Source organism: Novosphingobium sp. FKTRR1, from assembly GCF_020404405.1.
GTDB lineage: Bacteria > Pseudomonadota > Alphaproteobacteria > Sphingomonadales > Sphingomonadaceae > Novosphingobium.
The window spans coordinates 14,567-40,379 of sequence record NZ_JAIZDA010000006.1; the positions used below are offsets into that span (position 1 = coordinate 14,567).

Annotated in this window: 26 protein-coding genes; 13 read left to right on the plus strand and 13 right to left on the minus strand. The window is 64.8% G+C overall.

The window, feature by feature from the left end; translation table 11 throughout:
• Window positions 1-226: 226 nt before the first annotated feature.
• Window positions 227-1,264, plus strand: coding sequence for a hypothetical protein (locus LDN95_RS07895; protein ID WP_226017118.1), 1,038 nt, complete (start codon window positions 227-229; stop codon window positions 1,262-1,264).
• A 157-nt stretch (window positions 1,265-1,421) separates the two neighbouring features.
• On the plus strand, window positions 1,422-1,874 hold the full coding sequence (locus LDN95_RS07900) for a hypothetical protein (protein ID WP_226017119.1): 453 nt from the start codon (window positions 1,422-1,424) through the stop codon (window positions 1,872-1,874).
• A gap of 18 nt (window positions 1,875-1,892) precedes the next feature.
• On the opposite strand, the gene LDN95_RS07905 is transcribed toward LDN95_RS07900, so the two are convergent.
• The 3 genes from LDN95_RS07905 to thiL form a co-directional block, all read right to left on the minus strand.
• Window positions 1,893-2,813 (minus strand): acyl-CoA thioesterase II, encoded by a 921-nt coding sequence (locus LDN95_RS07905; protein ID WP_226017120.1) that lies wholly within the window; start codon window positions 2,811-2,813, stop codon window positions 1,893-1,895.
• A 184-nt stretch (window positions 2,814-2,997) separates the two neighbouring features.
• Entirely contained in the window at window positions 2,998-5,097 is a 2,100-nt protein-coding gene (locus tag LDN95_RS07910; RefSeq protein WP_226017121.1) for a sodium-translocating pyrophosphatase, read from the minus strand.
• Window positions 5,098-5,221: 124 nt separating this feature from the next.
• Window positions 5,222-6,115: a thiamine-phosphate kinase gene (thiL, locus tag LDN95_RS07915; protein WP_226017122.1), complete on the minus strand. Its 894-nt coding sequence runs from the start codon at window positions 6,113-6,115 to the stop codon at window positions 5,222-5,224.
• A 260-nt stretch (window positions 6,116-6,375) separates the two neighbouring features.
• On the opposite strand from thiL, the gene LDN95_RS07920 reads away from it, so the two are divergent.
• Window positions 6,376-7,143: a hypothetical protein gene (locus tag LDN95_RS07920; RefSeq protein WP_226017123.1), complete on the plus strand. Its 768-nt coding sequence runs from the start codon at window positions 6,376-6,378 to the stop codon at window positions 7,141-7,143.
• Window positions 7,144-7,176: 33 nt separating this feature from the next.
• Here LDN95_RS07920 and LDN95_RS07925 read toward each other — a convergent pair whose 3' ends face one another.
• Complete coding sequence (locus LDN95_RS07925) at window positions 7,177-7,980, minus strand: crotonase/enoyl-CoA hydratase family protein (protein ID WP_226017124.1); 804 nt, start codon at window positions 7,978-7,980, stop codon at window positions 7,177-7,179.
• Window positions 7,981-8,096: 116 nt separating this feature from the next.
• On the opposite strand from LDN95_RS07925, the gene LDN95_RS07930 reads away from it, so the two are divergent.
• The 7 genes from LDN95_RS07930 (at window position 8,097) to LDN95_RS07960 (ending at window position 14,513) form a co-directional block, all read left to right on the plus strand.
• Entirely contained in the window at window positions 8,097-9,236 is a 1,140-nt protein-coding gene (locus LDN95_RS07930; protein ID WP_226017125.1) for an acyl-CoA dehydrogenase family protein, read from the plus strand.
• 15 nt (window positions 9,237-9,251) lie between these two features.
• Window positions 9,252-10,217, plus strand: coding sequence for an acyl-CoA dehydrogenase family protein (locus LDN95_RS07935; protein ID WP_226017126.1), 966 nt, complete (start codon window positions 9,252-9,254; stop codon window positions 10,215-10,217).
• Window positions 10,218-10,318: 101 nt separating this feature from the next.
• Window positions 10,319-11,488, plus strand: coding sequence for an acetyl-CoA C-acetyltransferase (locus tag LDN95_RS07940; RefSeq protein ID WP_226017127.1), 1,170 nt, complete (start codon window positions 10,319-10,321; stop codon window positions 11,486-11,488).
• Window positions 11,489-11,513: 25 nt separating this feature from the next.
• Window positions 11,514-12,299, plus strand: coding sequence for an SDR family NAD(P)-dependent oxidoreductase (locus tag LDN95_RS07945; RefSeq protein ID WP_226017128.1), 786 nt, complete (start codon window positions 11,514-11,516; stop codon window positions 12,297-12,299).
• A gap of 69 nt (window positions 12,300-12,368) precedes the next feature.
• Window positions 12,369-13,241 carry a crotonase/enoyl-CoA hydratase family protein gene (locus tag LDN95_RS07950; RefSeq protein ID WP_226017129.1) on the plus strand — a complete coding sequence of 291 codons (873 nt, stop codon included), beginning with the start codon at window positions 12,369-12,371 and terminating at the stop codon, window positions 13,239-13,241.
• The gene (locus LDN95_RS07955) at window positions 13,238-13,906 is read left to right on the plus strand and encodes a TetR family transcriptional regulator (protein WP_226017130.1); all 669 of its coding nucleotides are present in this window, start codon (window positions 13,238-13,240) and stop codon (window positions 13,904-13,906) included. The genes LDN95_RS07950 and LDN95_RS07955 overlap by 4 nt, the downstream gene beginning before the upstream one ends.
• 148 nt (window positions 13,907-14,054) lie before the next feature.
• Entirely contained in the window at window positions 14,055-14,513 is a 459-nt protein-coding gene (locus LDN95_RS07960) for a MarR family winged helix-turn-helix transcriptional regulator (protein ID WP_226017131.1), read from the plus strand.
• A gap of 61 nt (window positions 14,514-14,574) precedes the next feature.
• Here the strand turns inward: LDN95_RS07960 and LDN95_RS07965 are convergent, their stop codons facing one another.
• The 7 genes from LDN95_RS07965 to LDN95_RS07995 form a co-directional block, all read right to left on the minus strand.
• The gene (locus LDN95_RS07965) at window positions 14,575-15,603 is read right to left on the minus strand and encodes a type II secretion system F family protein (RefSeq protein ID WP_226017132.1); all 1,029 of its coding nucleotides are present in this window, start codon (window positions 15,601-15,603) and stop codon (window positions 14,575-14,577) included.
• Window positions 15,604-15,619: 16 nt separating this feature from the next.
• Window positions 15,620-16,591 carry a type II secretion system F family protein gene (locus LDN95_RS07970; protein WP_226017133.1) on the minus strand — a complete coding sequence of 324 codons (972 nt, stop codon included), beginning with the start codon at window positions 16,589-16,591 and terminating at the stop codon, window positions 15,620-15,622.
• 49 nt (window positions 16,592-16,640) lie between these two features.
• Window positions 16,641-17,912, minus strand: a complete 1,272-nt coding sequence (locus tag LDN95_RS07975) for a pilus assembly protein CpaE (protein WP_226017134.1) — start codon at window positions 17,910-17,912, stop codon at window positions 16,641-16,643.
• A 3-nt stretch (window positions 17,913-17,915) separates the two neighbouring features.
• Entirely contained in the window at window positions 17,916-18,596 is a 681-nt protein-coding gene (locus LDN95_RS07980) for a CpaD family pilus assembly lipoprotein (protein WP_226017135.1), read from the minus strand.
• 14 nt (window positions 18,597-18,610) lie between these two features.
• The gene (locus tag LDN95_RS07985) at window positions 18,611-20,272 is read right to left on the minus strand and encodes a type II and III secretion system protein family protein (RefSeq protein ID WP_226017136.1); all 1,662 of its coding nucleotides are present in this window, start codon (window positions 20,270-20,272) and stop codon (window positions 18,611-18,613) included.
• A 1-nt stretch (window position 20,273) separates the two neighbouring features.
• Window positions 20,274-21,308: a Flp pilus assembly protein CpaB gene (gene cpaB / locus LDN95_RS07990; RefSeq protein ID WP_226017137.1), complete on the minus strand. Its 1,035-nt coding sequence runs from the start codon at window positions 21,306-21,308 to the stop codon at window positions 20,274-20,276.
• A 62-nt stretch (window positions 21,309-21,370) separates the two neighbouring features.
• Window positions 21,371-21,859 carry a prepilin peptidase gene (locus LDN95_RS07995; RefSeq protein ID WP_226017138.1) on the minus strand — a complete coding sequence of 163 codons (489 nt, stop codon included), beginning with the start codon at window positions 21,857-21,859 and terminating at the stop codon, window positions 21,371-21,373.
• 59 nt (window positions 21,860-21,918) lie between these two features.
• On the opposite strand from LDN95_RS07995, the gene LDN95_RS08000 reads away from it, so the two are divergent.
• The 3 genes from LDN95_RS08000 (at window position 21,919) to LDN95_RS08010 (ending at window position 24,284) form a co-directional block, all read left to right on the plus strand.
• The gene (locus LDN95_RS08000) at window positions 21,919-22,908 is read left to right on the plus strand and encodes an alpha/beta hydrolase (protein WP_226017139.1); all 990 of its coding nucleotides are present in this window, start codon (window positions 21,919-21,921) and stop codon (window positions 22,906-22,908) included.
• Between the two features lie 7 nt (window positions 22,909-22,915).
• The gene (locus LDN95_RS08005) at window positions 22,916-24,016 is read left to right on the plus strand and encodes an FAD-binding oxidoreductase (RefSeq protein WP_226017140.1); all 1,101 of its coding nucleotides are present in this window, start codon (window positions 22,916-22,918) and stop codon (window positions 24,014-24,016) included.
• 82 nt (window positions 24,017-24,098) lie between these two features.
• A complete protein-coding gene (locus LDN95_RS08010; protein WP_226017141.1) occupies window positions 24,099-24,284 on the plus strand; it encodes a DUF1508 domain-containing protein in 186 nt (61 codons plus the stop codon).
• Between the two features lie 60 nt (window positions 24,285-24,344).
• On the opposite strand, the gene rnhA is transcribed toward LDN95_RS08010, so the two are convergent.
• Together rnhA and LDN95_RS08020 are read right to left on the minus strand one after the other, a co-directional pair.
• A complete protein-coding gene (gene rnhA / locus LDN95_RS08015) occupies window positions 24,345-24,794 on the minus strand; it encodes a ribonuclease HI (RefSeq protein ID WP_226017142.1) in 450 nt (149 codons plus the stop codon).
• Window positions 24,791-25,789, minus strand: coding sequence for a homoserine kinase (locus LDN95_RS08020; RefSeq protein ID WP_226017143.1), 999 nt, complete (start codon window positions 25,787-25,789; stop codon window positions 24,791-24,793). The genes rnhA and LDN95_RS08020 overlap by 4 nt, the downstream gene beginning before the upstream one ends.
• Window positions 25,790-25,813: the final 24 nt, after the last annotated feature.

Below are 25,813 nucleotides of genomic sequence, written 5' to 3' on the forward strand. Positions count from 1 at the left end.
GATGCTGTGACGAGTCGCACAGGGCGTTTTGCGCTTGAAGACTCGCCCTGCCACCCATAGGCAACGGTTTGCCTTGCGAACGAAGCGGCTGAATTGCCGTTGACGTGAAGATTTGCAAGGTTGGCGTGCGACCTGTGTCGGCAGGCGCGGTCTGAGGGGGCAACTGGTGCGCAGTGCGAACGGTGGCGGACTGAGGCATCCCTTCGGGTTTTGTCGGCGCACCTGTGTGGCGATGGCGCTGGGCCTGCTGGCGGGCACATTCGCCGCGTGTGGAACCGTCGCGGCACAACCGGACAACGCCAGCGGGGTTGAACGCCAGATCGAACTGACGCTGTGGCAATCGATCGACAGCAACAATGATCCGGCCCTCTATGAGGCTTATCTGGTGCGCTATCCCAACGGCGTTTTCGCCGATGTGGCGCGCCTTAAGATCACCAAGTTGCGCGGAGCGGTGCCAGCGCCGACCGCGGTGCCAGTTCCGGCAACAACGACGGCACCGGCGCCGGTCGCTGTCGTCCCGCCCCCGGTTCAGGCGCCTGCGCCGGTTGCGGTGCCTGTCAATCCGGTGCCTGTCACCCCGCCTCCGCTTCCGCCTGCGCCTCCGCCGGTTCAAGTGCCAGAGGTGCCGCCTGCTGCGGCGTCAGTGCCACCGCCGGTTGCGGCCGTTGCCCCGCCTGCGGCCGACTCGTCAACGGTTGCACCCTCGGGCGCGGATCAGTTGCAGGAACTCAACCGCACGCTGCAGGATCTGTCGAATTCGCAGATCAGCTTGCCGGTGCAGCCTTCACCGGGGGCAAGCGCGGCGGCCGCCTCCGCATCGCCACCTGACGCCGCACCGCCACCTCCTTCCGCACCTGTGGTTGCCGCGCAAGTGGTCGCGCCGACGACCGGCCCGCTCGTCCGCGTGATCAACGGCGTCGCGATTCCATCGCCGCCAGTGCTGGCGTTCGTGACGCCGATATCATTGCCGACCCGTTTCTGCAGCGATGTGGCCCGCAACACCTTTCACAGTACGCAGTACGCTCCGGTTATCGCGGTAGCACGGCGCAACAATCAGGCGGCGATCACCTACATGGCGAAGCTCAACGCGATGTACGAACAATACCACCTGAGCGACAATGCGGCCGCGCAGAACGCGCTGGTCGAGGCTTCGCGGACCTATGAACCACAGGCGCAGGCTGCGTTCGATACGCTTGACGGATTGGTGCACCTCTATCCCGCGATCATGGCGGTGCCGATCGTCGCTTGCGATAAAGGCCAATAAAGTCATCATTTGAGGCCTTTTCAGGCCCAATTCTGGCACATTTCGGCGGGTTTCATCGCAGTTTACGACCGGGTTAAGCTTGATTTGACCGCAATCCGCGATAACCACATCGCAGGGGTGAGGCATGATACGAAGATTCGTGGCGTTTGTGGGGGCTATGGCCCTGGTTGCAACCCAACCGGTACAGGCCGCTTGCATCGATGAACCCGTGCGCATGGCGGCCCGGCTTCATGAATTCGAGATCATGATGCAATCGATCATGCTGCGGTGTTCCAAAGTGGGCGTCGCGATGCAGGATCACTTCGGCCAGCTTGAGGCGGCCCAGCGCGCGCGGTTTGATGAGGCGACCGGCTTGCTGAAACATTATTTCACCGACAAGCTGGGCGTGCAGGTGGCGCACAAGGGCAGCCTTGATCTGCTCTCGACGATCATCGCCAACAAGTATGGCGGCGGCAACACCAATCTGGTCGGTTGCCGCCAGTTCGACTTCGTGCTGACCAAGGCCAGCATCAAGGCGGCGGGCAAAATCGACATGTTGTCGGTCATCGCCACCGGGCTGGTGGCGCGGCCGACGCTTGAAGAACGGTTCTGCCCGGCCGAAAAACCGTGACAGACTCAGGACCGCCGCTCAGGTCTTTGGCGTCAGCTTGCGGATCAGGCCTTCCTGCGCGGCTTCGGCCACCAGCCTGCCATCGCGGCTATAGATCCGCCCGCGATTGAACCCGCGCGCGCGGCCCGCCCAAGGGCTGTCGCAGACATAGAGCAGCCATTCATCGGCGGCAAAATCATCATGGAACCACAGCGCATGGTCCAGGCTGGCGCCCATCAGGTTGCCGGCGGTCCAACTGATGCCGTGAGGGATGGTCGAGGTGCCAAGCAGCGTCATGTCGCTGGCATAGGCCAGCACAGCGCGGTGCAGTTTTTCGTCGGCGGGCAGCGGCGCGGCGGCCCGAAACCAGGTGTGGGCGCGCGCCTCACGCGGTTCGGCGCTCATCCAGTGGCGCGGTTCGACCGGGCGCAGTTCGATCGGGCGGGGGCGCAACATGTTCGCCCGCGCACCCTCCGCCATGCGATCGGCGTATTCGGCGACCAGTTCGGCCTCGCTGCGCAAGTCCTCGGGCGCGGGAACCTGCGGCATCGGATCGGCGTGGTGGACCCCGTCCTCGCGCCGATGGAACGAAGCGACCATCGTCAGGATGGGCTTGCCCTGCTGCGAGGCGACGATCCGCCGGTTGGAAAAGCTGCCGCCATCAAGATCGCGCATCACGGCAAGGTCGATCGGATAGTCCTCGTTCCCGCCACGCAGGAAATAGGCGTGCAGCGAATGCACCGGGCGATCATCCGGCACGGTGCGTTCGGCGGCGGCCAGCGCCTGTCCGATCACTTGTCCGCCGAACACCCGGCCAACCCCACCCGGCTTACGCGCGCCCTGAAAGCGGTCATCGCCAAGATCGCTGACATCCAGAAGCTTCAGCAATCCTGCGACCAGCGTGGCGCCGTCGGGCTGGGTGGCGGGAAGGGCGGGCGGAGCTGTTTCTTGATCGGCCATGCGCTCGCCATGACTCCACCCGCCGTTTACGTCAACGGAATGTATCAGTGCAACCTGACGAGCCGACCCCCGGAAGGCTGGCGTCGCGCATGGAAAACCCCGCCCGGATCGCTCCGGACGGGGTTCCCCTCCCCAACCTGATCGGGCGGCCGGTCAGCGCCGGTGGCCCGTCGGTCGAACGGGTTCAACCAGCAGCGTGTGCCGCAAGCGCCGCCAGCAGCAGCAGGGCCACGATGTTGGTGATCTTGATCATCGGGTTCACGGCCGGACCAGCGGTGTCCTTGTAGGGATCGCCGACGGTATCGCCGGTCACCGCTGCCTTGTGGGCGTCGGAACCCTTGCCGCCGTAGTGGCCGTCCTCGATGTACTTCTTGGCATTGTCCCAGGCGCCACCACCCGAGGTCATCGACAGCGCCACGAACAGGCCACTGACGATCACGCCCAGCAGCAATGCACCCAACGCGGCAAAGCCGTTGGTCTGCCCGGCCACGGCGGTGATCACGAAGTAGACCACCACAGGGGCCAGCACCGGCAACAGCGACGGGATGATCATTTCCTTGATCGCCGCCTTGGTCACCAGATCGACCGTCCGGGCATAGTCCGGACGGCTGGTTCCGGCCATGATCCCCGGATCGTTGGCGAACTGTTCGCGCACGTCGACGACCACGTCGCCCGCCGCGCGGCCGACCGCGGTCATGCCCATCGCCCCGAACAGATAGGGCAGCAGCGCGCCGAGCAGCAGCCCGACAATGACGTAGGGGTTTTCAAGGCTGAAATCGACCTTCAACGCGGGGAAGAACTCGCGCAAGTCGGTGGTATAGGCGGCGAACAGCACCAGCGCGGCAAGCCCTGCCGAACCGATGGCATAGCCCTTGGTCACGGCCTTGGTGGTGTTGCCCACCGCATCGAGCGCATCGGTCTTTTCACGGACCGAGTCTTCAAGGCCCGCCATTTCGGCGATGCCACCGGCGTTGTCGGTAACCGGCCCGTAAGCGTCGAGCGCGACGACCATCCCGGCCAGCGCCAGCATCGCGGTGGCGGCATAGGCAATGCCGATCAGCCCGGCGAGCTGGTAGGCGATGATGATGCCGGCGCAAATCACCAGCGTGGGCAGCGCGGTGGCTTCAAGGCTGATGGCCAGCCCCTGGATCACGTTGGTGCCGTGGCCGGTGACCGAAGCCTTGGCGATCGAGCGGACCGGGCGGAACTGTGTGCCGGTGTAATATTCGGTGATCCAGATGATCAGCCCGGTGATGCCAAGACCCACCAAGGCGCAATAGAACAGCGTGCGCCCAGTGTAAGTCTCACCGCCGATGGCCGCTTCCATGTCGCCCAGCGCATAGTTGATGGCGAACCAGATCGCCGGGATCGACAGCACGGCGGTGACAAGGAAGCCCTTGTACATCGCGCCCATGATGTTGTTGCTTTTGCCCAGTTTGACGAAATAGGTGCCGATGATCGAGGTGATGATGCAGACCCCGCCAATCAGCAACGGCAGGCTCATCAACGGCAGCAGCAGATCGCCCACACCTTTGAGCAGCAGGGCGGTCAACACCATCGTGGCCCCCACGGTCACGACGTATGTTTCGAACAAGTCGGCGGCCATGCCTGCGCAATCGCCGACGTTGTCGCCCACGTTGTCGGCGATCACGGCGGGGTTGCGTGGGTCATCCTCGGGGATACCGGCTTCGACCTTGCCGACCAGATCGGCGCCGACGTCGGCCGCCTTGGTGAAGATGCCGCCGCCCAGTCGCGCGAAGATCGAGACGAGGCTGGCCCCCAGCGCCAGCGTGCTGAGCGCGGTGATCACGATACGGTCGGACGGAGCGTGGCCGGCAGGACCGGTCAGGTACCAGAAGAAGCCCGCAATCGCGAGCAACGCAAGGCCTGCCACCAGCAGCCCGGTGATCGCCCCGGCGCGGAACGCCAGCGTGAGCCCCTGCTGCAATCCGGCTTGTGCGGCGGCGGCAGTGCGGACGTTGGCGCGCACCGACACGTTCATGCCGATGAACCCGGTGGCGCCCGAAAGCACCGCACCGATCACGAAGCCGGTGGCGGCGATCGGCCCCAGAGCGAGCGCGACGACGATCGCCACGACCACGCCGACGACCGCGATGGCGGTGTACTGGCGCTTGAGGTAGGCTTGCGCGCCTTCCTGAATGGCGCCGGCGATTTCCTGCATCTTGGCATTGCCGGCGGGCGCCCCAAGCACCTGCCGACTGGTGACAAAGCCGTAGAGCACGGCCAGCAATCCCAGAACGATTGCAATCTGGACTAGACTCACGATGGCATCCCCTTGTTGTACCCGACCCGGCTTTGATCCGGTGTATGTCGGAGCGCCGTCGTTGCGGCGGTGGACGGGAGGCTATCGTCTAATTCAGCGTGGGCAAGCCTTTCCTTGACGACTGTCAAGCCGTTGCGGAGGCATGTTCGAAGCCCAGTTTTCCGTGCGGCGGCGCACCATCGAGCAATAGCGGGGCAACGCCCTGTTCTGTCACCACCCCTATCGCATATGCGAGCGTTGGCGGTTGCAAGTGCGCAGGCAGGGTGAACAGCAGTTCGTAGTCGTCCCCCCAGCCAAGCGCGTCGCGCAGGCGGTCTGACGGCAGGTTCGCAGGCACGGGAATCGCCGCCGAATCCAGTGCGATCGTCACCTTGCTGGCTTGAGCGAGGCGTTGCGCATCGAGCAACAGGCCGTCTGACACGTCCATCATCGCGCTGACCAGTGGGGCCAGCGCGCGCCCTGCGGCAAGGCGTGGCGTCGGACGACGGAAGGCGGTGGTGTCCACGCCCGCCTTGTCGTCGCGCAGAGCCTCGAACCCCAGCATCGCCGCGCCGACCGGGCCGGTGATCCACACCCGGTCGCCGATTTGCGCGCCATCGCGGGCGGGCACTGGCTGGCACGTGGCGCGGCCCAGCGCGGTCAGCCCCAGCGCCTGCCCGCCCGCCAGTCCGCGGACCGTATCGCCACCCAGCAGCGTCACGCCAAAGGCGTCGAGCGCCTCGTCAAGGCCGACAAGGAACCGCGTGTTGTCCTGGCCAAGCGTGTAGCCCAGCAGCACGCCGACCGGTTCCGCACCCTTGGCCGCAAGGTCGGACAAATTGGTCGCCACCAGCTTCCACGCCACGTCGGCCAAGTCCTGTCCACGCAGCCAATGGACGCCTTCGACCATCATGTCGTGGGTCGCCACCAGCGTTTCGCTGCCGAAGTCCAGCACAGCGCAATCATCGGCCAGTCCGCGCGCCGCTGGATGCGGGGCAAGCGCGCGCAAGGCGGCGATGAAGGCGGCTTCGGTGGTCATGCGCAAGGGGTAAGCGGCTGGCCGCGCGATGCAAGGCAAAAGCCGCCAAGTCCCGCAGCCGGACTGAGCGCTTTCCGAACTCCGATAAAACGAGTACATTTTGTTTACTTGAGCGGATTTTCGGAGTCGAGGCGATGCCGGACAATGAAAACACTTCATCTGACACCAGTAGTTCCAAAAAAGTTCAGGTCGAGGCTGGCAAAAGTTTGTTCGACAGGCCGTTGTTTGTCGCATTGGTGAGTTCGGTGATATCGGCGTTCGTGGCGATATCTTCGCTTACGTACAATGCGTTTGCGCACGAACAGGACAGCCGTCGCGCTGATGCGAAGGATCTTCAGGAGGACATCAAGCTGGTCACCGCCCAGTTCGAGGCGCTTTCGAAGCCCGATCCGGTGGTCCAGAATCTGGCCTTTGCCACGATCAACTATACCCGCAGCCGGCACGAAAAAGATCAGAGCCCGGCGCTCGCGAAGTTCTTTGATTCGATCACCAACGCCGCCAACGCGCGGGCGCAGACCGCGCTTGATCCGGCCACCCGAGCGCAAGGTGCGGCGGCGGCGGCCAAGGCGCTGTCCCGTCCCGACACGGTCGAACGCAACCTGACCCCGCCGCCGACCGGCCCCGCCACGTCAACCGCCACCGCGCAATTGCCTCCGGTCAACCCGGTGACATCTGCCAAGCCGAGCGTGGCTTACATCCAGTTCTATTGCGCCAGACAGCAGGGCGATGCCGATCAGATCAAGCAGGCGCTGCTCAATGCCGGTGTACCCGCGCCGGGGTCGGAAAATGTGGTGGCCAAGCACCCCGATCAGGCGGCGACACTGCAAAAGCTTGCGCGCAGCGAACCCGAAGTGCGCTTTTTCCATGCCGAGGATGCGGACGCCGCGCAGTTTGCCGCTAAACTGTTGGGTGACACCTTGCGCGCGCCCTCGGTCTACCTGCGCAACCTTGCCGGGCGCTATGGCAACGTGAAGTCCGGCATGGTCGAGATCTGGCTACCCTATAACGCGCAGACCTGCCCCGCCTGAGCGGAAGGGCAGGGCCGTGCCGTGTGACGATGCTCAGTCGCCGGTGAATACCGGAGGGCGCTTTTCGAGGATGGCGGCGACGGCCTCGGCATGATCCTTCGTCTCGTGCGCGATGGCCTGAAACGCGGCGGACAGTTCCAGCACGTCATGCGCGCGGGCGTGCTGGGCCTCGCGCAGCAGCTTCTTGGTCAGGCGCAGTGCGCGCGGCGCGTTTGCGGCGATCTCCTCGGCCAGTGCAATCGCGGTTTCGAGCAGGTCCGCATCGGGCACGACCGTGCCGACAAGGCCAATCGACTGGGCATAGGCGGCATCGAAGGTCCGGCCGGTCAGGAACAGTTCGGCCGCCTTGGAATAGCCGACGATCTTCTGCAGGGTCCACGCTCCGCCATCGCCGGGGACGATGCCGACCTTGATGAAGCTGGCGGCCATTTTGGCGCTCTGTGCGGCAACGCGCAGGTCGCACAGGCAGGCAAGGTCCAGTCCGAGCCCGATGGCATGGCCGTTGATCGCGGCGATCATCGGGATTTCGCAATCGAGCATCGCCCGCGTGGCGCGCTGCACCCCCCGGCGATAGTTGGCGCGGGTCGAATCGGGCTGCTCCAGTACGCCGATGCCTTGGCGCTGCTGCATCCCCTTGATGTTGCCGCCGGTGGAAAAGGCGCGGCCCGTACCGGTCAGCACGATGGCGCTGACCGAACGGTCGTTGCCCAGCGCGAAGAACGTGTCGACGATCGAATCGCAATCCTCCAGCGTGCCGATGGCGTTGAGCGATTCGGGACGGTTCATCGTGGCGATGGCAACGCGCCCGCGGCGCTCGACGGTCAGGAACGGGGTCATTGGCCGGACATCCTTTTCGAAACGTGCGTCAGCTTGGCCGCCACTGCCCCCAGAGGCGATTGCCGACGCAAAGTTAAGTTTGCGATTAAAAGTGCGCTGCCATAGGGAGCTTCGTGATGCAAATATTCCCGCTCCACCCCTTCACCCCGCCGGGCGATGTGCCGGCACTGCGTCAACAGGTTCGCGATCTGATCACCGCGCACGAACCGCGCTGGACGATCGAACAGCGCGCCGACACGTGGTTCGGCAACGACGCCGAATTCTCGCGCGCGCTGGGGACGGCTGGGCTGCTGGGCATGACCTGGCCCAAGCAATACGGCGGCCATGAACGCTCGATGCTGGAGCGGTACATCGTGCTTGAGGAGCTGCTGGCCGGCGGGGCCCCTGCCGGACTGCACTGGATCGCCGATCGCCAGACCGGCCCGCTGCTGCTGCGTTATGGCACCGAAGAACAGCGCGAGAAATATCTGCCCGGCATGGCGCGGGGCGAGACATATGCCTGTATCGGCCTGTCCGAACCGAATTCCGGGTCGGACCTTGCCAGCGTGCGCACCTTTGCGCGCAAGACGCTCGAAGGCTGGCGTGTCAACGGCCAGAAGGTGTGGACCAGCGGCGCGCATCATTGCCACGCAGCACTCACTTTGCTGCGCACCGAAGAAGGCAGCGAGCGGCAGCAGGGCTTGTCTCAGTTGATGATCGACCTTGATACGCCGGGCGTCACCGTCCGCCCGATCATCGACATGGCCGGGCGTCACCACTTCAACGAGATATTCTTCGACGACGCGCTGGTTCCGCTGGGCGCGCTGGTCGGCACCGAAGGGCAGGGCTGGAAGCAGGTGACCGCCGAGCTGGCGCTCGAACGGTCCGGCCCCGAACGCTATCTGTCGAGCCACTTGCTGTTGATCGCGCTGATCGATGCGGTCGGACCCGAGCCTGCGCCCGACGTGGCGCAACTGATCGGGCGCTTGACCGCCGAGATGTGGACATTGCGCCAGATGTCGCTGTCTACCGCAGCCAAGCTGGCGGCGGGCGAAGACCCGGTGGTCGAAGCGGCCATCGTCAAGGATCTGGGCAATGCCTATGAACAGGCGCTGCCCCGCTTGGTACAGGCGGCGGTCGAGGTCGATCTGGCCGGCCCATCCGACCTGTCGCGGCTGCTGGCTTGGTTCCTGTTGACCTCGCCCAGCTTCAGCCTGCGCGGCGGCACGCCCGAAGTGCTGCGCGGGATCATCGCCAAGGGCCTTGGGCTGCGTTGAGGGAGCGGAATTGACATGAGCGAGAACCGTACCCTGCTGGTCGAGATGGCCGAAGGCCTGTTTGCCGACCTTTCCGGCGCCGAGTTCGCCAGCGCATGGCCGCGCGTGGCCGAAGCGGGCTTTGCCTCGCTGCTGGTTCCGGCGGATGCGGGTGGCTTTGGCGGCGATTGGGGCGATGTGCTGGCGGTGCTGCGGCTGGCCGGGCTCAACGCGCTGGCAGCGCCGCTGGCCGAGCCGATCCTGGCGCATCACCTGTTGGCGCAGGCGGGAATCGCTGCGCCTGAAGGCTTGCTGACCATTGCCGCGCCGGGCCAGCGGGTGCCTTTTGCCCGCCATGCCGACGGCATCGTTCGCGCGGGCGACGGCGCTGTGGCGCTGTACCTGCCGGGCAGTTATTCCGTGACCCAAGGCACGTCCCCCGCCGGAGAGCCGTGGGATGCGGTGGACTTCACCGGTGAGCCCGTCGCCTCTGTCGCCAGCGACATCGACTTGCTGGCACTGGGCGCGTTTGCACGGGTGGCGCAGGCATCGGGCGCGCTCGAAGCGGCGTTCACCCTGTCGATCGATCACGTCAACACCCGCGTCCAGTTCGGCCGCGCTCTCGCCAAGTTTCAGGCGGTGCAGCAGGCGCTTGCCGAGTTCTCGGAAGAAGCGGCGGCGGTCGATGCGTCGGCAGCGGCTTGTGCGGCGGCGCTGGACCATGGCGATGCCGGGTTCGAGATCGCGGCAGCCAAGCTGCGCACCGGGATCGCCATCGATCGCAGCGTGCCGATCGCGCACCGGGTCCATGGCGCGATCGGGTTTACGATCGAATATGCGCTGAATCATCATACCCGCCGCCTGATGGGCTGGCGCAGCGAGTTCGGCAGCGATTCCTTCTGGGCCGAGCGGCTGGGCCGTGCGGTCGCAAAGCTGGGCGGCAAGGGGCTGTGGCACGAAGTGGCCGCGCGCACGGACCGGCAGGTCGCCGCAAGCGGTTGATTCCACGCATACCCACCAACCTGACCCAAGCGATGGCTTGACAGCGCTGCAGGGCTCCTTAATCGTTCGGTTAAATAAACCGTCCGAGAGGAGTCGGAAAGATGGCTACCGCTTATATCGTTGATGCCGTGCGCACCGCCGGGGGGCGGCGCAATGGTCGGCTCGCAGGGGTTCACCCGGTCGATCTGGGCGCGCGCACGCTCGATGCACTGGTCGCGCGCACCGGCATCGATCCGACCGCCATCAACGACGTGATCATGGGCTGCGTCAGCCAGGGTGGGCAGCAGGCCGGGCAAGTCGGCCGCAACATCGTGCTGGCGTCCTCACTGCCCGAATCGGTTCCTGCCGTGACGATCGACCGCCAGTGCGGTTCGTCGCAGCAGGCGATCCAGTTCGCCGCGCAGGCGGTGATGTCGGGCACGCAGGACGTGGTCATCGCGGCGGGCATCGAAAGCATGACCCGCGTGCCGATGGGCTCGACCGCGATCTTTCACATGAAAGAGGGCTTGGGCAACTACAAGTCGCCTGGGCTTGAGGCGAAGTACCCCGGCATCAACTGGTCGCAGTTCGTCGGCGCGGAAATGATCGTCAAGAAGCACGGCTTCACCAAGGCCGATCTGGATGTGTTCGCGCTGTCCAGCCATCTGAAGGCGATTGCCGCGACCAATGGCGGCGCCTTTGCCGACGAGATCGTGCCGATCGAGATCGAGACCGCCGATGGTGCGGCTGTGCATACGCAGGACGAAGGCATCCGCTTTGACGCCACGCTGGAAAGCATCGCGGGCGTCAAGCTGCTCAGCCCCGACGGCGCGTTGACCGCTGCCAGTTCCAGCCAGATCTGCGATGGCGCCAGCGCCGCGCTGATCGTTTCGGAAGAGGCGCTCAAGCGTTACGGCCTGACCCCGCTGGCCCGTATCCACAACCTGACGGTGACGGCGGGCGATCCGGTGATCATGCTCGAAGAGCCACTGTTCGCCACCGACCGCGCGCTGCAACGCGCCGGCATGAAGATCGGCGACATCGACCTCTACGAAGTGAACGAGGCGTTCGCGTCGGTGCCGATGGCCTGGCTCAAGCACACCGGGGCCGATCCTGAAAAGCTCAACGTCAATGGCGGCGCCATTGCGCTGGGCCATCCGCTGGGCGCCTCGGGCACCAAGCTGATGTCCACGCTGCTCCATGCGCTGAAGGCGCGCGGCAAGAAATGGGGCCTGCAGACGATGTGCGAAGGCGGCGGCGTCGCCAACGTGACCATCGTCGAATTGCTCTGAACCACATTCCAGGGAGAGACTGTCCATGAAACTTGATTCCAGCATTTCGGCCGTTGTCACCGGCGGCGCGTCGGGCCTTGGCGCGGCAACGGCGCGCGCGCTTGCGGCAAAGGGCGTGAAGGTTGCGCTGTTCGACCTCAACAAGGAAAAGGGTGAGGCGCTTGCTGCCGAAATCGGCGGCGTGTTCTGCGAAGTGAACGTGACCAGCGACGAAAGCGTCGACGCCGGGTTTGCCAAGTCGCGCGCCGCGATCGGGCAGGAGCGCATTCTCGTCAACTGCGCGGGCACCGGCAACGCCATCAAGACCGTCAGCCGTTCGAAGGAGGACGGTTCGGTCAAGCACTTCCCGCTCGACGCCTTTGACCGCATCATCCAGATCAATCTGGTCGGCACCTTCCGCTGCATCGCCAAGTCGGCGGCTGGCATTCTGACGCTCGATCCCGTCGACGAGTTCGGCGAACGCGGCGCGATCGTGAACACCGCATCGGTTGCGGCCGAGGATGGTCAGATCGGTCAGGCGGCTTATTCGGCGTCGAAGGGTGGCGTAGTCGGCATGACCCTGCCGATCGCGCGCGACCTGATGAGCGAGGGCATTCGCGTCAACACCATCCTGCCGGGCATCTTCAATACCCCGCTGCTGCAGGGTGCGCCCGACAACGTGAAGGCGGCGCTGGCTGCCCAGGTGCCATTCCCCAAGCGGCTCGGCCTGCCCGAGGAATATGCGGCGCTCGCGCTCACCATGATCGAAACCAGCTATTTCAACGGTGAAGACGTTCGTCTTGACGGTGCCATCCGCATGGCGCCGCGCTGAACCAAAGCACATGGGGGCTGCGGCAACGCATTCGCGGCCCCCTACTTTTACGCCTCCGGGAGAGAGCCGATGTCCGACTTCACGCAGATCCGTCTGGATATAGACGAAGGCGTCGCCACGATCACGTTGCACCGGCCCGAGAAGATGAACGCCTATACCGGCATCATGGGGCAGGAAATCAACGCGGCGCTCGACCACACCGATGCCAACGACGACGTCCGTGCGGTGATCTTCACCGGAGCGGGCGAACGCGCGTTCTGCGCCGGGGCCGATCTCACTCCCGATGATGGCAAGCATGTTTTTTCAAGCGGCGATGCGGTGGCGGACTTGTCCGATCCGCGCGTGCGCGACGGCGGGGGGCTGCTGACCTTGCGGCTCTACCAGTCCAAGAAGCCGCTGATCGGGGCGATCAACGGCGCGGCGGTAGGCGTTGGCGTAACCATGCAATTGCCGATGGACATCCGTCTGGCGAGCACCAAGGCGCGCTTCGGGCTGGTATTTGCCCGGCGCGGGATCGTGCCCGAAGCGGCGTCGAGCTGGTTCCTGCCGCGCATCGTCGGCCTGCCACAGGCGCTGGAATGGTGCATGACCGGCCGCATCTTCGACGCGCAGGAAGCCTTGCGCGGCGGCTTGGTCCGTTCGGTGCACGAGCCCGAGGATCTGTTGCCCGCCGCCAATGCGCTTGCGCGTGAGATTGCCGACAATACCAGCGCGGTATCCGTCGCGATGACGCGGGCGATGCTGTGGCACAATCCGCAGTTCGATCATCCGATGCAGGCGCATCACATCGACAGCCGGGCGATCTACACGCTGTCGCGCGGGCCGGACGCTACGGAAGGCGTGGCTTCTTTCCTTGAAAAGCGCGCTCCCCGCTACCCTGCGCGCGTTTCTTCGGATATGCCGTCCTTTTATCCTTGGTGGGAAGAACCGGGTTGGGAATGAACGATACAACCGTAACGGCCGGAGTGGCCAAGGACAGCCCGGAGCAATCCGGCGCTCGCGAGCTTTTGCTCGACACTGCTTCGCAGATCATGCGCGAAGGCGATCTCGTCGACATCTCGCTGTCCGAACTGTCCTTGCGCTCGGGGCTGAATTCGGCGCTGGTGAAGTATTATTTCGGCAATAAGGCAGGCATGCTCAAGGCCTTGCTTGATCGCGACATGGAGGCGATTGTCAAATCGGTCGATGCGCTGTTGGCCAAGGATCACATGAATCCCGAAGCCAAGCTGCGTCGTCACATCGGCAAGGTGATCGATACCTACTACAATTATCCCTACCTCAACCGGTTGCTGATGCGGCTGGTGCGCGACAGCGATCACGCCGAATCGCAACGCATTGCCGACAAGTATCTGGCGCCGCTGGGGCGGGCTTACGAAAAGCTCATCGCCTCGGGCGTGAAGGCGGGCGTGTTCCGACCGATCGATTCGCAATTGTTCTATTTCACCGTGACGGGTGCGGCCGACCGCTTCTTCTCGGCGCGATTGGTGCTGCGCCATTGCTTCGATCAGGACACGCTGACCGAGGAATTGCGCGATCGCTACCGCGAACACACCGTCGATTTCGTGATGGCGGGGATTTTGGCTCCCGACCGTCAAACCAGCCAATGACTGGAAGAAGGTGACAAGCGAGAGGACAAGCGCATAAAGAAAATGTCGTTTGGTGGCGCGATGGCGAACGATCTAGTGCGCCTCGCCCGCCAAGGCGACATTTTCCGTCGACTTGTGCGTCGGCAATTGCAGCAAGGCCCAGATCGCGATGCCCGGTAGCAAGACCCGCCTCAGACACTTCCTGCCGTATCGTCTGGCAGTGACGTCCAATGCGATCAGCGGAATGATCGCGGGCGAATACCGCAACGAATTCGGCCTGAAGATCCCGGAATGGCGGGTGATGGCGGTGCTGGGCGATGCCGGACCGCTGACCCAGCGCGATCTGGTCAGGGCGACCCTGATGGACAAAGTGGCGGTCAATCGCGCCTGCAAGGTACTCGACGAGCGCGAACTGATCCGGCGCAGCCCGAACGAATCCGACGGCCGTTCGCACCATCTGGAACTCACCCCTGCGGGCGTGGAACTGCACGGCAAGATCTGGCCGCAGGCGGTGGGCGCTTATGAGCGGATCTTTGCGGCCTTGTCCCCGCGCGAGACCGAGCGGCTGGCGGTACTGCTCGACAAGCTGTTCGCGCGGGTCGAGGCGCTGGAGGAGGGTGAGGGCTGATCACCGCGCAGCCGGTTGTTCAAGGATTGGCAGGCCTGTCGCAGACGCTCTGCGCGGACGATCACCCGACCTTGCGGTTGATGAAGTTGTCGCTGATCGAGCACGAAGCCGGGCCGATGATCACCACGAACAGCGTCGGCAGGATGAACAGGATCAACGGAACGGTCATGATCGCGGGCAGGCGTGCGGCCTTTTCTTCGGCGCGCATCATCCGTTCGTTGCGGAATTCGGCCGAGAGTACCCGCAGGGCCGAGGCCAGCGGAGTGCCATAGCGCTCGGTCTGGATCATCGTCGTCACAACGCCGCGCATCGCTTCCAGATTGACGCGATAGGCCAGATTGTCGAACGCATGGCGCCGCTCGGTCAGGAACGACAGCTCGATGGCGGTCAGTGCGAATTCCTCGCCAAGTTCGGGATAAGCCCGGCCCAGTTCGCGGGCCACCCGGCCAAAAGCGGCATCGACGGTCAAGCCCGCTTCGGCGCAGATCACCAGCAAATCCAGCGCATCGGGCAGGCCCTTGCGAATGGCATGGGTGCGCTTGCCGATCAGATTGGCAAGCCAGATATCCGGCCCCTTGTACCCGGCGATAACCATCACCGCAAAGCCGCCGAACTTCTTGAACGCGCTCCATTCGGGAAAATAGTTGACGCCATAGATCAACAGCGCGGCAAGGCCGCCGAGCACGATTGGCCCGATCATCCGGCCTAGAATGATCGCAACGCCCCATTCCTTCTTGCGGATGCCTGCCTGAGCCAGCTTCTGCTGTACCTCGGTCAGCTGGCTGTCTTGCAGCACCTTGAGCGATTCGAGGAACGTGCGGATCAGATCGGTCGTCTGGTTGCCGCGCACGATGCTGGCGCGCTTGCGCGAGGTGGGGGTGATGATCCCCGCCTTGAGCTGTTCGCGCCGTTCGTTGAGCGCCTTCACGCGCTTGGTCATCGGATCGCGCACGGTTATCGCCGCATAGATCGCCAGCATGGCCGCGAGCGCCGCCAGCGCCGCGAGCAGCGATCCAGCCGCGATCACGTCGATCCCGAGCAGCTTTGGGCCGGCAGGCTGGGCGGCAAGGGCGGCGGTGGCGGGGTTCATGTCTCGCGTGCCTCGATCAGATTTCGAAGTTGACCATCTTGGCCATGATGAAGCCGCCCAGAGACAGCCACACGAGCCCGCCAAGGCCTGCCACCATCAACCGCTGATCGACAAAGAACTTGCCGATGTAGCCGGGGTTGATCGACCAGATGAGGAAGAACACGATGAACGGCAGTGCGCCGACGATATAGGCCGAAGCCTTGGCTTCCGAACTCATGGCCTTGATCTTGAGCCGCATCTGCGCGCGCTTGCGCAGCACGTCGGCCAGATTGGCGAGCGTTTCGGCCAGGTTGCCGCCGGTTTCGCGCTGGATCGCCAGCGTGATGCAGAAGAAGCTGAATTCGGGCATGTCGAGCCTGTCAGCCGTGTCCTGCAATGCCTCTTCCATCGTCTTGCCGACCTTGATCCGGTCGGTCACCGCCTTGAACTCTTCACCCACCGGACCGGGCAGTTCGCTTGACACGATGCCTAACGTTTCGGTGATCGGCAGGCCCGAGCGAAGCCCGCGCACCAGCAGTTCAAGTGCATCGGGAAAGCGGGCGACGAATGCAGCCAGCCGCTTGTTGATCGCGCGTCCGACCAGAAAGTGCGGAACGCCCGCGCCGACGAACAGGCCGATGAACAGGCCGAGCACCGCCGCGCCGGTTTTCATGAAAACCAGCAATGCTACCGTCAGGCCAAGCCCGAGCGAGACATAGAGATACTGGCTCAGCGTCCAGCCTTTGCCGGTGCGGTGCAGCCGCAGCGCCAGCGCCTCGATCCGCGAACCCGAGCCCGCCACCCGGTAGGTGCGCGGCATGCGTGAGGCGATCGCCTTGCGGTATTGGGCCTCGACTTTGTCCTTGGCGCTATCCGAATGGCGCAGGCGCAACGACTGCAACCGCCGGTTGCCTTCGCGCGCGGGGTTGGGACCGGCAAACGCGGCCAGACCCATCAGAAGCACGAGAGCAAAGCCCAGGCCCAGCACGGCCAACTGCATCGGGTTCATCGCCGCTCCTGCCTTCCGGTTGCGCCGTCCATCACAGGCCTGCCTTGGTTCACGCCGGGACGCCGGCCTTGTTCTTGGACGGGAGCATCTTCTTGAGGTCGAACTTGCCGAGCAGCGAGGTCTTGGGCGCCTTGGCCGGGCCGGTCTTGCCATCGGTTTCGCCCTGCAGCGCGATCACCGCATTGGCGATGTCGCGCAACGCTGCAGCCGCCTTCGAGCCTCGGTTGGCGGCCACCAGTGTTTGCCCCAGCTTGGCCGCATTGGCCGCCGCCTTGATGTCATAGGGCACCTGAAAGTTGATCTTGCGCTCGATCGAGCTTTCGAAGTCGGACCGGCTGATCTCGCCGACGCCGGCGTGGATCTTGTTGGCAACGACCAGAGTGTGCGCGTGCGGAGCGTTGGTTTTCAACCACGACAGCAAACGGATGGCGTCGCGCGCACCCGCCAGCGTCAATTCGGTGGTGACCACGACCACGTTCACGTCTGCCAGCAGATGCGGAAAGTTGATCAGCATGTTGCGCGGCAGATCGACCAGCGTCATGTCGAAGGCTTGGCGGAACTCCTCCTGCAGCGCCACGAACGCGCTGCCATCTGTCATCAACGGTGAACTGATCGGGGCTTCGGCGGACAACAGCGCCAGATTGTCGTTCGCGCGGATCATCGCGCGCTCGATGAACAGGCCGTCGATGCGGCTGGGCGTTTCGATAGCGTCGGTCAGACCGCGCCCCGGCTCAAGGTCGAGCGTCAGTGCGCCGGTGCCGAAATGCACGTCAAGGTCGAGCAGGGCGGTCGGCAGGCGATGATCGGTGCTGAACAACCACGCCAGCGAGGTGACCAGCGTCGATGCGCCCACGCCGCCGCGGGTGCCGACCACTGCCGTGGTGACGTGGCGACGCGTGGCCGCGCCATCGATGTTCTTTGGCGCGGTGAGGATGGTCTGCGCCTGCGACAGAGCGTCGCGCAACTGGGCGGCCCCGAGCGGCTTGAGCAGATAGTCCTGAATGCCCGAGGCCAGCAGATCGCGGTACAGCCGCACGTCGTTGACCTGCCCGACCGCGATAACGACCGTGCCCGGCTCGCACACTTCGGCCAAAGCATTGATATCGTGCAGCGGATCACCGCTTTCAGACAGATCGACGAGCAGGATCGACGGGCTGGCGCTGATCGACAGAGACTGGACCGCGTTGCGCAAGCCGCCCCGATTGCACTTTTCCGGTTGCCAGCCCATGTCCATCACGACCGTGCGCACGACGTCCACGGCGGCGTCGTCGCACAGATAGGCGGCAAAGACATCGCGGTTGTTCTTCCACGGTGCGTTCATGACTCAGTTCCCCCCGCCGGTGGACTTGCTCGAAACCTGCTTCAGATCACCGGCTCCGGTCGGCGGCTTGTCGCGATAGGCCTGAATGGCCTTGCTGGCGGTCATCGCGCTGGTGACGCCTGTGCTGCGCGCGCCGTGGACAAGATCCTGCTTGTTGGCGACCATCGCGGCCAGGTTGCTGTTGACCGCGCAACCATAGTTGGTGGACGTGGCGTTGGCCGGATTGGCGTCCGAATGGGCTGTCCAGTCCGGGCATCCGGGCACGCTGGCGACCGAGCGGGTCACGACGACGCGAGCCGAACCGTGCGAAAGCGTGCCGCTGGTTACCGGCGCGATGTCGGCCAGCAGCAAGCCGAAGCGGGCGGCGATCGCACCGATCGCGGCGGTGGTGACGGGCGAGGCGTCGGGATCGTCGACCGCGATCCGATCACCGTACTGCAAATCCAGCGTGCCGAACCAGTCGGCCAGCCGGGACTGTTCCGATATCGGCAGACCGCCGCCCGACAGGGTGGTGAGGTCATAGGTGTACGAGGTCTTTTCGACCACTGGCTGGTGCACGCTGTCGAGCATGCGGTTGTTCGGCACACCGCCACAACCACCCAGTGTAGCGGTCAGTGCAAGCGCGAGTGCGGCCGAGGCAAGCATCCGGCGCGGTTTGGCGGAGCGGGGCGACAAGGTGGCCATGGCGGTTCCCTCTTTCACTGGAAGCTGAAGCCGGGCTGGGCCGCGCTGGCCTGCCGGTCATGACGGCCCTTGGGAGCAGGGGCGGGCGTGTCGGTGGCCATCCCGACCTTGCGGCCTGTCGGCGCGGGCTCGACCGATGGGGCGGCGCCGGGCGCGGTGCGTTCGGTCGGCTTGGGCCGGTCCTTGACGCTGGCAGGATCGCTTTCCATCAGCCCCATGACCTGCTGCGCCACGTTGGCGTTCTTCAAGCCATCGGTCGGCAGCTTGATTTCGGACGCATCGACGGGGTTGACCAGATACGGGGTGACGACGATGACCAACTCGGTTTCACCCTTCTTGAAGGCGGTGGAGCGGAACATCGCGCCAAGGATCGGGATGTCGCCCGCACCAGGCATCTTGGTGATGGTGTTCTGGTTGCCGTTGCGCATCAGCCCGGCGATCATGAAGCTTTGGCCAGAACCCAGCTCCACGGTCGTTTCGGCGCGGCGAATGGTCAGCGAAGGGATCGAATAGCCGTTGAACGATACCGCGCCGTCGCTGGACAGTTCGGACACTTCGGGCCGCACCCGCATCGAGATGCGACCATTGGCAAGAACCGTGGGGGTGTAGGACAGGCTGACGCCGTACTTCTTGTACTCGATCGAGGTCGTGCCCAGACCCGAATTCATCGGGATCGGGTATTCGCCACCGGCAAGGAAGTCGGCGGTTTCGCCCGACAATGCGGTCAGGTTGGGCTCGGACAGCGTGCTGGCAAGGCCGATCGTCTCGCCAAGATCGAGCGCGCCGAGCAGATCGAGCCCGAACAGCTTGGCTTGTCCGGCCAACGTGGTCGCACCGCTCAACGGATTGACCGCAGAGCCGTCCACCGTGATGTATTTGCCGGGATTGTTGATGTCAGGGTATTGAAAAGTGACCTTGCTGCCCGTGCCGAGCGCCTGGCCAAACGGGCTGCCGGCACGCATGGTGGAGGTAAACCCCGAGCGGCCCTGGCCGATACCGAACATGAAGCCGCTGGACCCATCGATGCTGGTCAGGTTCACGCCGATATTGCGCAACAGCGTGCGGCTCACTTCGGCAATCTTCACGTGCAGGCTCACCTGCATCGGAGTGGCCATCTTCAACCGGCTGATGACCGAGATCTTGTCACCGACGAAGGCCTTGACCAGCCGTTCGGCCTCGGCGGCATCCTCGGGCGCGGCGACGGTGCCGGTGAGCAGCACCGTGTTGTTCATCGTCGAAGTGGCGACGCGCGCCTCGGGCATGGCAAGGTGGAGCATCTGGTCGATGCTGTCGATGTTGGTGCCCACGCGGACGTTGGCCGACCAGATCACATCGCCATGCGCGTTGCTGGCATAGACCGTGGTTTCGCCGCCGCCCTTGCCAAAGACATAAAGCTGGTTGCCCGATTTGACCTGCACATCGGCGATCTGTTCGTTGGCGACAAACACGTCGGCCATCTTGCCGGGCAGGGTGACCAGTTGCCCTCGGCCGATCGACAAGGCGATGCTGCGGGCAGGCGCCGTCACCGTCTGGGCGGTGGCACTGGCAGCCAGCCCGGCGAGGGCGACCGGCCCGGCCAGCATGGCTGCCGACACGAGGGTGGAAGCGAGGCGGACTTTCATCGTCGTGCCTTTCGGAAAGCGGATCGGGTGGCGTTGAGCGGGGCGCGTCGTCATCTCAGTTGATCCCCACCGGCACGTCCTGCGCATCCTTGCCGCGGAACACGCGCACGGTCGGAACCGGGCGGGCGACGCGGATCGGCCCGCTCACCGGCATCGCTGCTTGCGGCGAGGGTGGACCGGACCGGCTACCGCCGTTGATGTCGGCGGAAGGGATCGTGCGGCGCTGGAAGCGCGACACGTCGCCGCCGGTGACAAAGGTGGCGCTGCTGGCGCCGGTCGCATCGAGCGGCTTGCCCTGCGCGGACTTGAGCAGCTTCTCCTCGTCCTGCTTGGAGGCGTTGGCGGGTACCTTGACGGCGCCCGAGGCGATCGCCTGATCCAGTTCGGACGCATTGTCGGCAATCGAGCGCAGCGCCAGACTGATCGTGCCGATCGTCTGCGCCACCGCGATCTTCTCGGCGATCTTGGGCGTGACCTCTACGGTCACGGTGCTGAAGGCGCGGACGCGGGTCTTGCCTTCGACTTGTTCGGATTCGGCGGACTGGTCGGTGGCGAGCACCCGCAAGTTGCGCAGGATCGTTTCCGATGCCTTCAGTGCCAGACCGTCGCCGGACTTGACCGATTGGGTAAGAACCACATCGATGTGGTCACCGGGGAACACGAAGCCGGCAACGCCGGTCCGCGCGCTCACCGGAATGGTGACGGCGCGCATGCCCGCTCCGAGCGCAGCGGCAAGAAAACCACGATCGCCGGGGGCGACGAGCGAGCCTTGCGTCAAAGGCTGTCCTGCGGTGATGGGATTGCGTACCACGGTGCCAAGCAGCTTCTGCATGTCGGCAGTGCCTTCCATGAAGTAGGCGTCCTGCACCAGATCCTTGGGCCATGGCTGGAAGATGACCGAATCGGCCGAGATGATGGTGCCGACGGGCAGCGCGCGTTGCGCCACCAGCACCTTGGGGCCGACCGTGACTTTGGCCGCAGCGTCTGCCTGAGGCGTCCCGGCCCCGGCGAACAGGGTCCGTGCGGCAAGGGTCGATACGATCGCAACGAACAGCGCCCCTATCAGCAGAAACAGCTTTTTCTTGTCCATGATCTACCGTCCAACATCGAACCCCGATCCGCATTCATCGCGGAAAGTGGTAAAGATTTTGCCTAACCCAGCGTGCCGACGTGCAACGCGGCCCAGTCCGTCGTGCCGATCACCCACAGCCCACCCAGCGCGATGGCCACGCCGTAGGGGATTTTCAGGTGATCCTTGCGGCGGTGGGCGATGTGCCACATGCCCAGCACCACGGTCAGCACGCCGCCTGCCAGCGCCATGATCAGCAACAGCTTGAGGAACAGCGTCCAGGGCAGCCACAGTGCCAGAGCGGTCAGCAGCTTGACATCGCCGCCCCCCATCGCCCGCAACGCAAACAGGCCGGTCAGCACCGCAAACGTCACAATAGTGATGCCCAGTTGCAGCGCTATATCGGGCCACAGCGACAGGCCGGAAGCCCACCAGAACAAAGGTGCTGCCAATGCGACCGTGGCGTTCAGCCAGTTGTCGATCTGTCTGCGCCGAATATCAGTGATCGCGGCAATCAGCAGAGCGATTGCCAATCCTGCCACCAACCCGTAAACTATCGTGACTGAGTTCATACCCGGGTCATACGGGAAGAGCACTTACCAAACAGTAACCACGAAATCGGGCGCGAACAATGGATCCGCATGACTCTGGTGCGCACCTGTCGTCATTGTTCGACAGGCGCGCGATTCCTGCCGAAGCGCTTGAGTCCGAATGGTCGGCACGCGATGGACAACGCGTCCGCCGCATCGATTGGGCAGGTGCGGTGCTCTCGGGCGGAGGGCGGCGGGGATCGTTGCTGTTTCTGCCCGGACGTGCGGACTTTTACGAAAAGTACCTTGAATCGCTTGATCGATGGCAGCGCGGCGGCTGGCGCGTGACGGCGCTCGACTGGCGCTGGCAGGCCGGATCGGGCCGCTTCGGGGCGGACCGGCGCGCAGGGGACGTCGACGACTTCGCCACATGGATCGCCGATCTTGGCGCTTTCTGGCGCGAATGGATCGTCACTACCCCGGGACCGCATGTCATCGTCGGCCACTCGATGGGCGGGCATCTGGTGCTGCGGGCTCTGGCCGAACACGCGATCGAACCGGTCGCGGCGGTGCTGAGCGCACCGATGCTGGGCTTTCACACGCCCATCCCCGATGGCTTGCAGCCCGCGTTCGGTCAGCTGATGTGCCTGATCGGCAGCCCTGCGCGGCTGGCATGGCAGGACAGCGAAAAGCCTGGCAGCACGCCGGAAGGCCGCGCCGCGCTGCTTACCCATGACGCGGCGCGCTATGCCGACGAACAATGGTGGCGCGAGAATCGGCCCCAGCTCGATCTGGGGCCGCCAACCTGGCGCTGGGTGCTGCGCGCGGCGCAATCGAACGCCCTCATGCGCCGCCAGGGCGCGCTCGAAGCGGTGAAACCGCCCGTTCTGGTGGTTGCCGCCAAAGCGGATCAACTGGTCGCATGGTCTGCGATAGAGCGCGCCGTGCCCCGCCTGCCCCAAGGGGAAGTCGTGTCGTTCGGGCCCGAAGCGGCCCACGAACTGCTGCGCGAGGCCGATCCGGTGCGCAACAAGGTGTTGGCCGCAATCGACGAGTTCCTTGACCGCGTGGCGCCGCCGGGCAAAGCCTGACGGTGCAATGACAGATTCTTTCGATGTAGCGATTATCGGTGCCGGGATGGCCGGCGCCAGTCTGGCCGCCGAATGTGCGCCCCATGCCCGCGTATTGCTGGTCGAGGCCGAGGACGTGCCCGGCTATCACACCACCGGCCGGTCCGCCGCGTTCTGGGAAGAAACGTACGGCGGAACGGGCATCTATCCGCTGACCGCGGCCTCGGGCCGGTTCCTGCAGGACGGTGGCTATCTTGCCCCGCGTGGCGCGCTCAATATCGGGCAGGCGCAGGATCGCGCCAAAGTCGAGGCGTTTGTCGACCGCTTTGCCGAGCTTGGCGTCAACGTGCGGCTGGTGGGACGCAGCGAACTGACCGGAATCGTGCCGGGGCTGAAGGACGATTGGGTCGTCGGTTCGTCGCAGCCCGATTGCGCCGATATCGACGTGGCGGCGTTGCATCAGCACTATCTGGCGGCCAGCAAGCGCACCGGTACCGTGCTGCGCGTGCGGGCGCGGGTCGAAGGACTGGAGCGCGACGGGGCCGGCTGGCGACTGGAATGGCGAGGCGGTCAGGCGCGCGCCGCGTTGCTGGTCAATGCCGCCGGGGCCTGGGCCGATGGTTTGGCCGGGCTTGCGGGTGCCTCTGCATTGGGCATCGCGCCATTGCGGCGCACGATCGCACAGTTGCGCACCGATCCTGAACCGCCGGCCAATCTGCCGCTGACCTTCGGTATCAACGAGGACTTCTATTTCAAGCCGCAAGGTGGGCGGCTCTGGCTGTCGCCGCACGACGAGACACCCGACGTTGCGCGCGATGCCGCGCCCGAGGAACTGGACGTGGCCATCGCGATCGACCGGATGAGCCACGTGCTCGACTGGAAGATCGAGGCGCTGGAGCGCCGCTGGGCGGGCCTGCGCAGTTTCGCGCCTGACCGCCTGCCGGTCTATGGCTTCGATCCGCGTGTCGATGGCTTCTTCTGGTTTGCCGGGCAGGGCGGCTTCGGCATCCAGACGGCCCCGGCGGCAGCGCGACTGGCGGCGCAACTGCTGCTGGGCCTTGCGCGCGACGCGATGACCGAAGCGCTCGACGCTACGTGGTATTCCCCGGCCCGTTCTACTGGCGTCTGACCCAATTCGATCCGCTCTCGCAACGGAGCCGGGGTCTGCTATGGTTAAACGGGATCCTTAACCACTTCTTGGGAGAGTCGTGATGGCGCACCGTTTTGAAATCCGCAAGAACAAGGCTGGCGAGTTCGTGGCCTACTTCGTCCACAACGCCGAAACGATCTTCTGGACAGAGGGCTACGCGTCGAAGGCCAGCGCCAAGAACGCCATCGAATCGATCCTGAAGAACGGCCCCGACGCCGAAGTGGTCGACACCACGCTGGCGGATTGAGCAAAATCAGCAGGCGCCGTCGTCTTCTGGCGGAGACCCGGCGCCGCCCGCCTTTGCCTGTCAGGCTGCCTTTGCCGCGTCGCTGGCCAGTTTGTCGACGCGTTCATTCTCGATGTGGCCGTCGTGGCCTTTTACCCAGATCCAGTCGATGCGGTGGGGCTTGGTCACCGCCAGCAGCGTGCGCCACAAGTCCTCGTTCTTGACGGGTTTGTTATCGGCGGTCTTCCAGTTCTTCTTCTGCCAGCCGAACACCCATTTGGTGATGCCGTCGATCACATAGCGGCTGTCGGTGTGCAGCCGGACCATGCAGGGCTGGTTCAAGGCTTCCAGAGCGCGGATCACCGCGGTCATCTCCATACGGTTGTTGGTCGTCTCGCGCTCGCTACCCGAAAGCTCTTTTTCGCGATCGCCCATGCGCAGCAGCGCCCCCCAGCCCCCCTTGCCGGGGTTGCCCTTGCACGCGCCGTCGGTGAAAACGTCGACCGACTTCAGGCGAAGGTCGGCGGTCATGCGAAGATCTCCGGATTGTCGCGATAGGCGACCAGCCGCCGGGCCAGTGGCAAGGGATCCTTGCGCATGACCAGCGCGTCGGTGGGCGTGTTCAGCCAGTCGAACGCGCGGCTGAGGATGAAGCGCATCGCCGCGCCTTGCGCCAGCAGCGGCAGCGCGGTGCGCTCGGCCGGTGACAGGGGCCGCACGCTTTCGTACCCCGCGACCAGCGCCGCCGACACGTCATCGCGCAAGGCTCCGGTCGCGCTGTCCCAGCACCACGCCAGATGCGTGATCGCCAGATCATAGGCGTACAGATCGTTGCAGGCGAAGTAGAAGTCGATCAGTCCGGTCACCGTGTCGCCCAGCACCAGCACATTGTCGGGGAACAGATCGGCGTGGACCACGCCTGCGGGCAGACCTTGGGGCCACTGCGCGGCAAGTCGCGGCAGTTCGGCTGCGACAAGGTCGGCCAGCCAGGGATCGATCGCGGCGAGGCCCTTGGGCCCGCATTCCGCCGCCAGCCGCCGCCATTCATCCAGCCCCATCCCGTTGGCGCGGCTTGCGGGAAAGTCGGCGGCAGTCAGATGCAGGCGGGCAAGTTCGGCCCCGGTCGCGCGCGCCTGTCCCACGGTCGGCTCGCTCACCGATACGCCGGGCAGGAATTCGATCAGCGCGATGGCCTTGTCGCTGCTGTCGTCGGGCCAGCGGCGATAGAGCGCGCCGTCACGGTCATGGATCGTGCGCGGCACCGGACAGCCGTGCGCGGCCAGATGATCGAGCAAGGACAGGAAATAGGGCAGATCGCCGATGTCGATGCGGAATTCGTACATCGTCAGGATGAAGCGCGCACTGCCTGCGCCGCCATCGCGATCCGGGCGCCCGGTGGTCTCGATCAGCCAGTTGCTGTTGGAGACCCCTTCGGCGATGCCCTTGGCCGATACCAGTGTGCCGACGTCGAAATGGGTGATCAGCGCCGCCATCTGTTCGGCGCCGAGGTGGGTGTAGACTGCCATGTCCGGTCCGTGGTCTGGTAGGCT

Excerpts from the sequence above, each read along its gene's own strand:
- LDN95_RS07965 (WP_226017132.1), bottom strand. The coding sequence starts at position 15,603 with ATGAACCCCGCCACCGCCGCCCTTGCCGCCCAGCCTGCCGGCCCAAAG.
- LDN95_RS07950 (WP_226017129.1), top strand. The coding sequence starts at position 12,369 with ATGTCCGACTTCACGCAGATCCGTCTGGATATAGACGAAGGCGTCGCC.
- LDN95_RS08020 (WP_226017143.1), bottom strand. The coding sequence starts at position 25,789 with ATGGCAGTCTACACCCACCTCGGCGCCGAACAGATGGCGGCGCTGATC.
- LDN95_RS07985 (WP_226017136.1), bottom strand. The coding sequence starts at position 20,272 with ATGACGACGCGCCCCGCTCAACGCCACCCGATCCGCTTTCCGAAAGGC.
- LDN95_RS07900 (WP_226017119.1), top strand. The coding sequence starts at position 1,422 with ATGGCCCTGGTTGCAACCCAACCGGTACAGGCCGCTTGCATCGATGAA.
- LDN95_RS07940 (WP_226017127.1), top strand. The coding sequence starts at position 10,319 with ATGGCTACCGCTTATATCGTTGATGCCGTGCGCACCGCCGGGGGGCGG.
- LDN95_RS07975 (WP_226017134.1), bottom strand. The coding sequence starts at position 17,912 with ATGAACGCACCGTGGAAGAACAACCGCGATGTCTTTGCCGCCTATCTG.
- LDN95_RS07945 (WP_226017128.1), top strand. The coding sequence starts at position 11,514 with ATGAAACTTGATTCCAGCATTTCGGCCGTTGTCACCGGCGGCGCGTCG.
- LDN95_RS07930 (WP_226017125.1), top strand. The coding sequence starts at position 8,097 with ATGCAAATATTCCCGCTCCACCCCTTCACCCCGCCGGGCGATGTGCCG.
- LDN95_RS07995 (WP_226017138.1), bottom strand. The coding sequence starts at position 21,859 with ATGAACTCAGTCACGATAGTTTACGGGTTGGTGGCAGGATTGGCAATC.
- LDN95_RS07960 (WP_226017131.1), top strand. The coding sequence starts at position 14,055 with ATGCCCGGTAGCAAGACCCGCCTCAGACACTTCCTGCCGTATCGTCTG.
- cpaB (WP_226017137.1), bottom strand. The coding sequence starts at position 21,308 with ATGGACAAGAAAAAGCTGTTTCTGCTGATAGGGGCGCTGTTCGTTGCG.
- LDN95_RS07905 (WP_226017120.1), bottom strand. The coding sequence starts at position 2,813 with ATGGCCGATCAAGAAACAGCTCCGCCCGCCCTTCCCGCCACCCAGCCC.
- LDN95_RS07980 (WP_226017135.1), bottom strand. The coding sequence starts at position 18,596 with ATGGCCACCTTGTCGCCCCGCTCCGCCAAACCGCGCCGGATGCTTGCC.
- rnhA (WP_226017142.1), bottom strand. The coding sequence starts at position 24,794 with ATGACCGCCGACCTTCGCCTGAAGTCGGTCGACGTTTTCACCGACGGC.
- thiL (WP_226017122.1), bottom strand. The coding sequence starts at position 6,115 with ATGACCACCGAAGCCGCCTTCATCGCCGCCTTGCGCGCGCTTGCCCCG.
- LDN95_RS07925 (WP_226017124.1), bottom strand. The coding sequence starts at position 7,980 with ATGACCCCGTTCCTGACCGTCGAGCGCCGCGGGCGCGTTGCCATCGCC.
- LDN95_RS07970 (WP_226017133.1), bottom strand. The coding sequence starts at position 16,591 with ATGAACCCGATGCAGTTGGCCGTGCTGGGCCTGGGCTTTGCTCTCGTG.
- LDN95_RS07935 (WP_226017126.1), top strand. The coding sequence starts at position 9,252 with ATGAGCGAGAACCGTACCCTGCTGGTCGAGATGGCCGAAGGCCTGTTT.
- LDN95_RS08005 (WP_226017140.1), top strand. The coding sequence starts at position 22,916 with ATGACAGATTCTTTCGATGTAGCGATTATCGGTGCCGGGATGGCCGGC.
- LDN95_RS07955 (WP_226017130.1), top strand. The coding sequence starts at position 13,238 with ATGAACGATACAACCGTAACGGCCGGAGTGGCCAAGGACAGCCCGGAG.
- LDN95_RS08010 (WP_226017141.1), top strand. The coding sequence starts at position 24,099 with ATGGCGCACCGTTTTGAAATCCGCAAGAACAAGGCTGGCGAGTTCGTG.
- LDN95_RS08000 (WP_226017139.1), top strand. The coding sequence starts at position 21,919 with ATGGATCCGCATGACTCTGGTGCGCACCTGTCGTCATTGTTCGACAGG.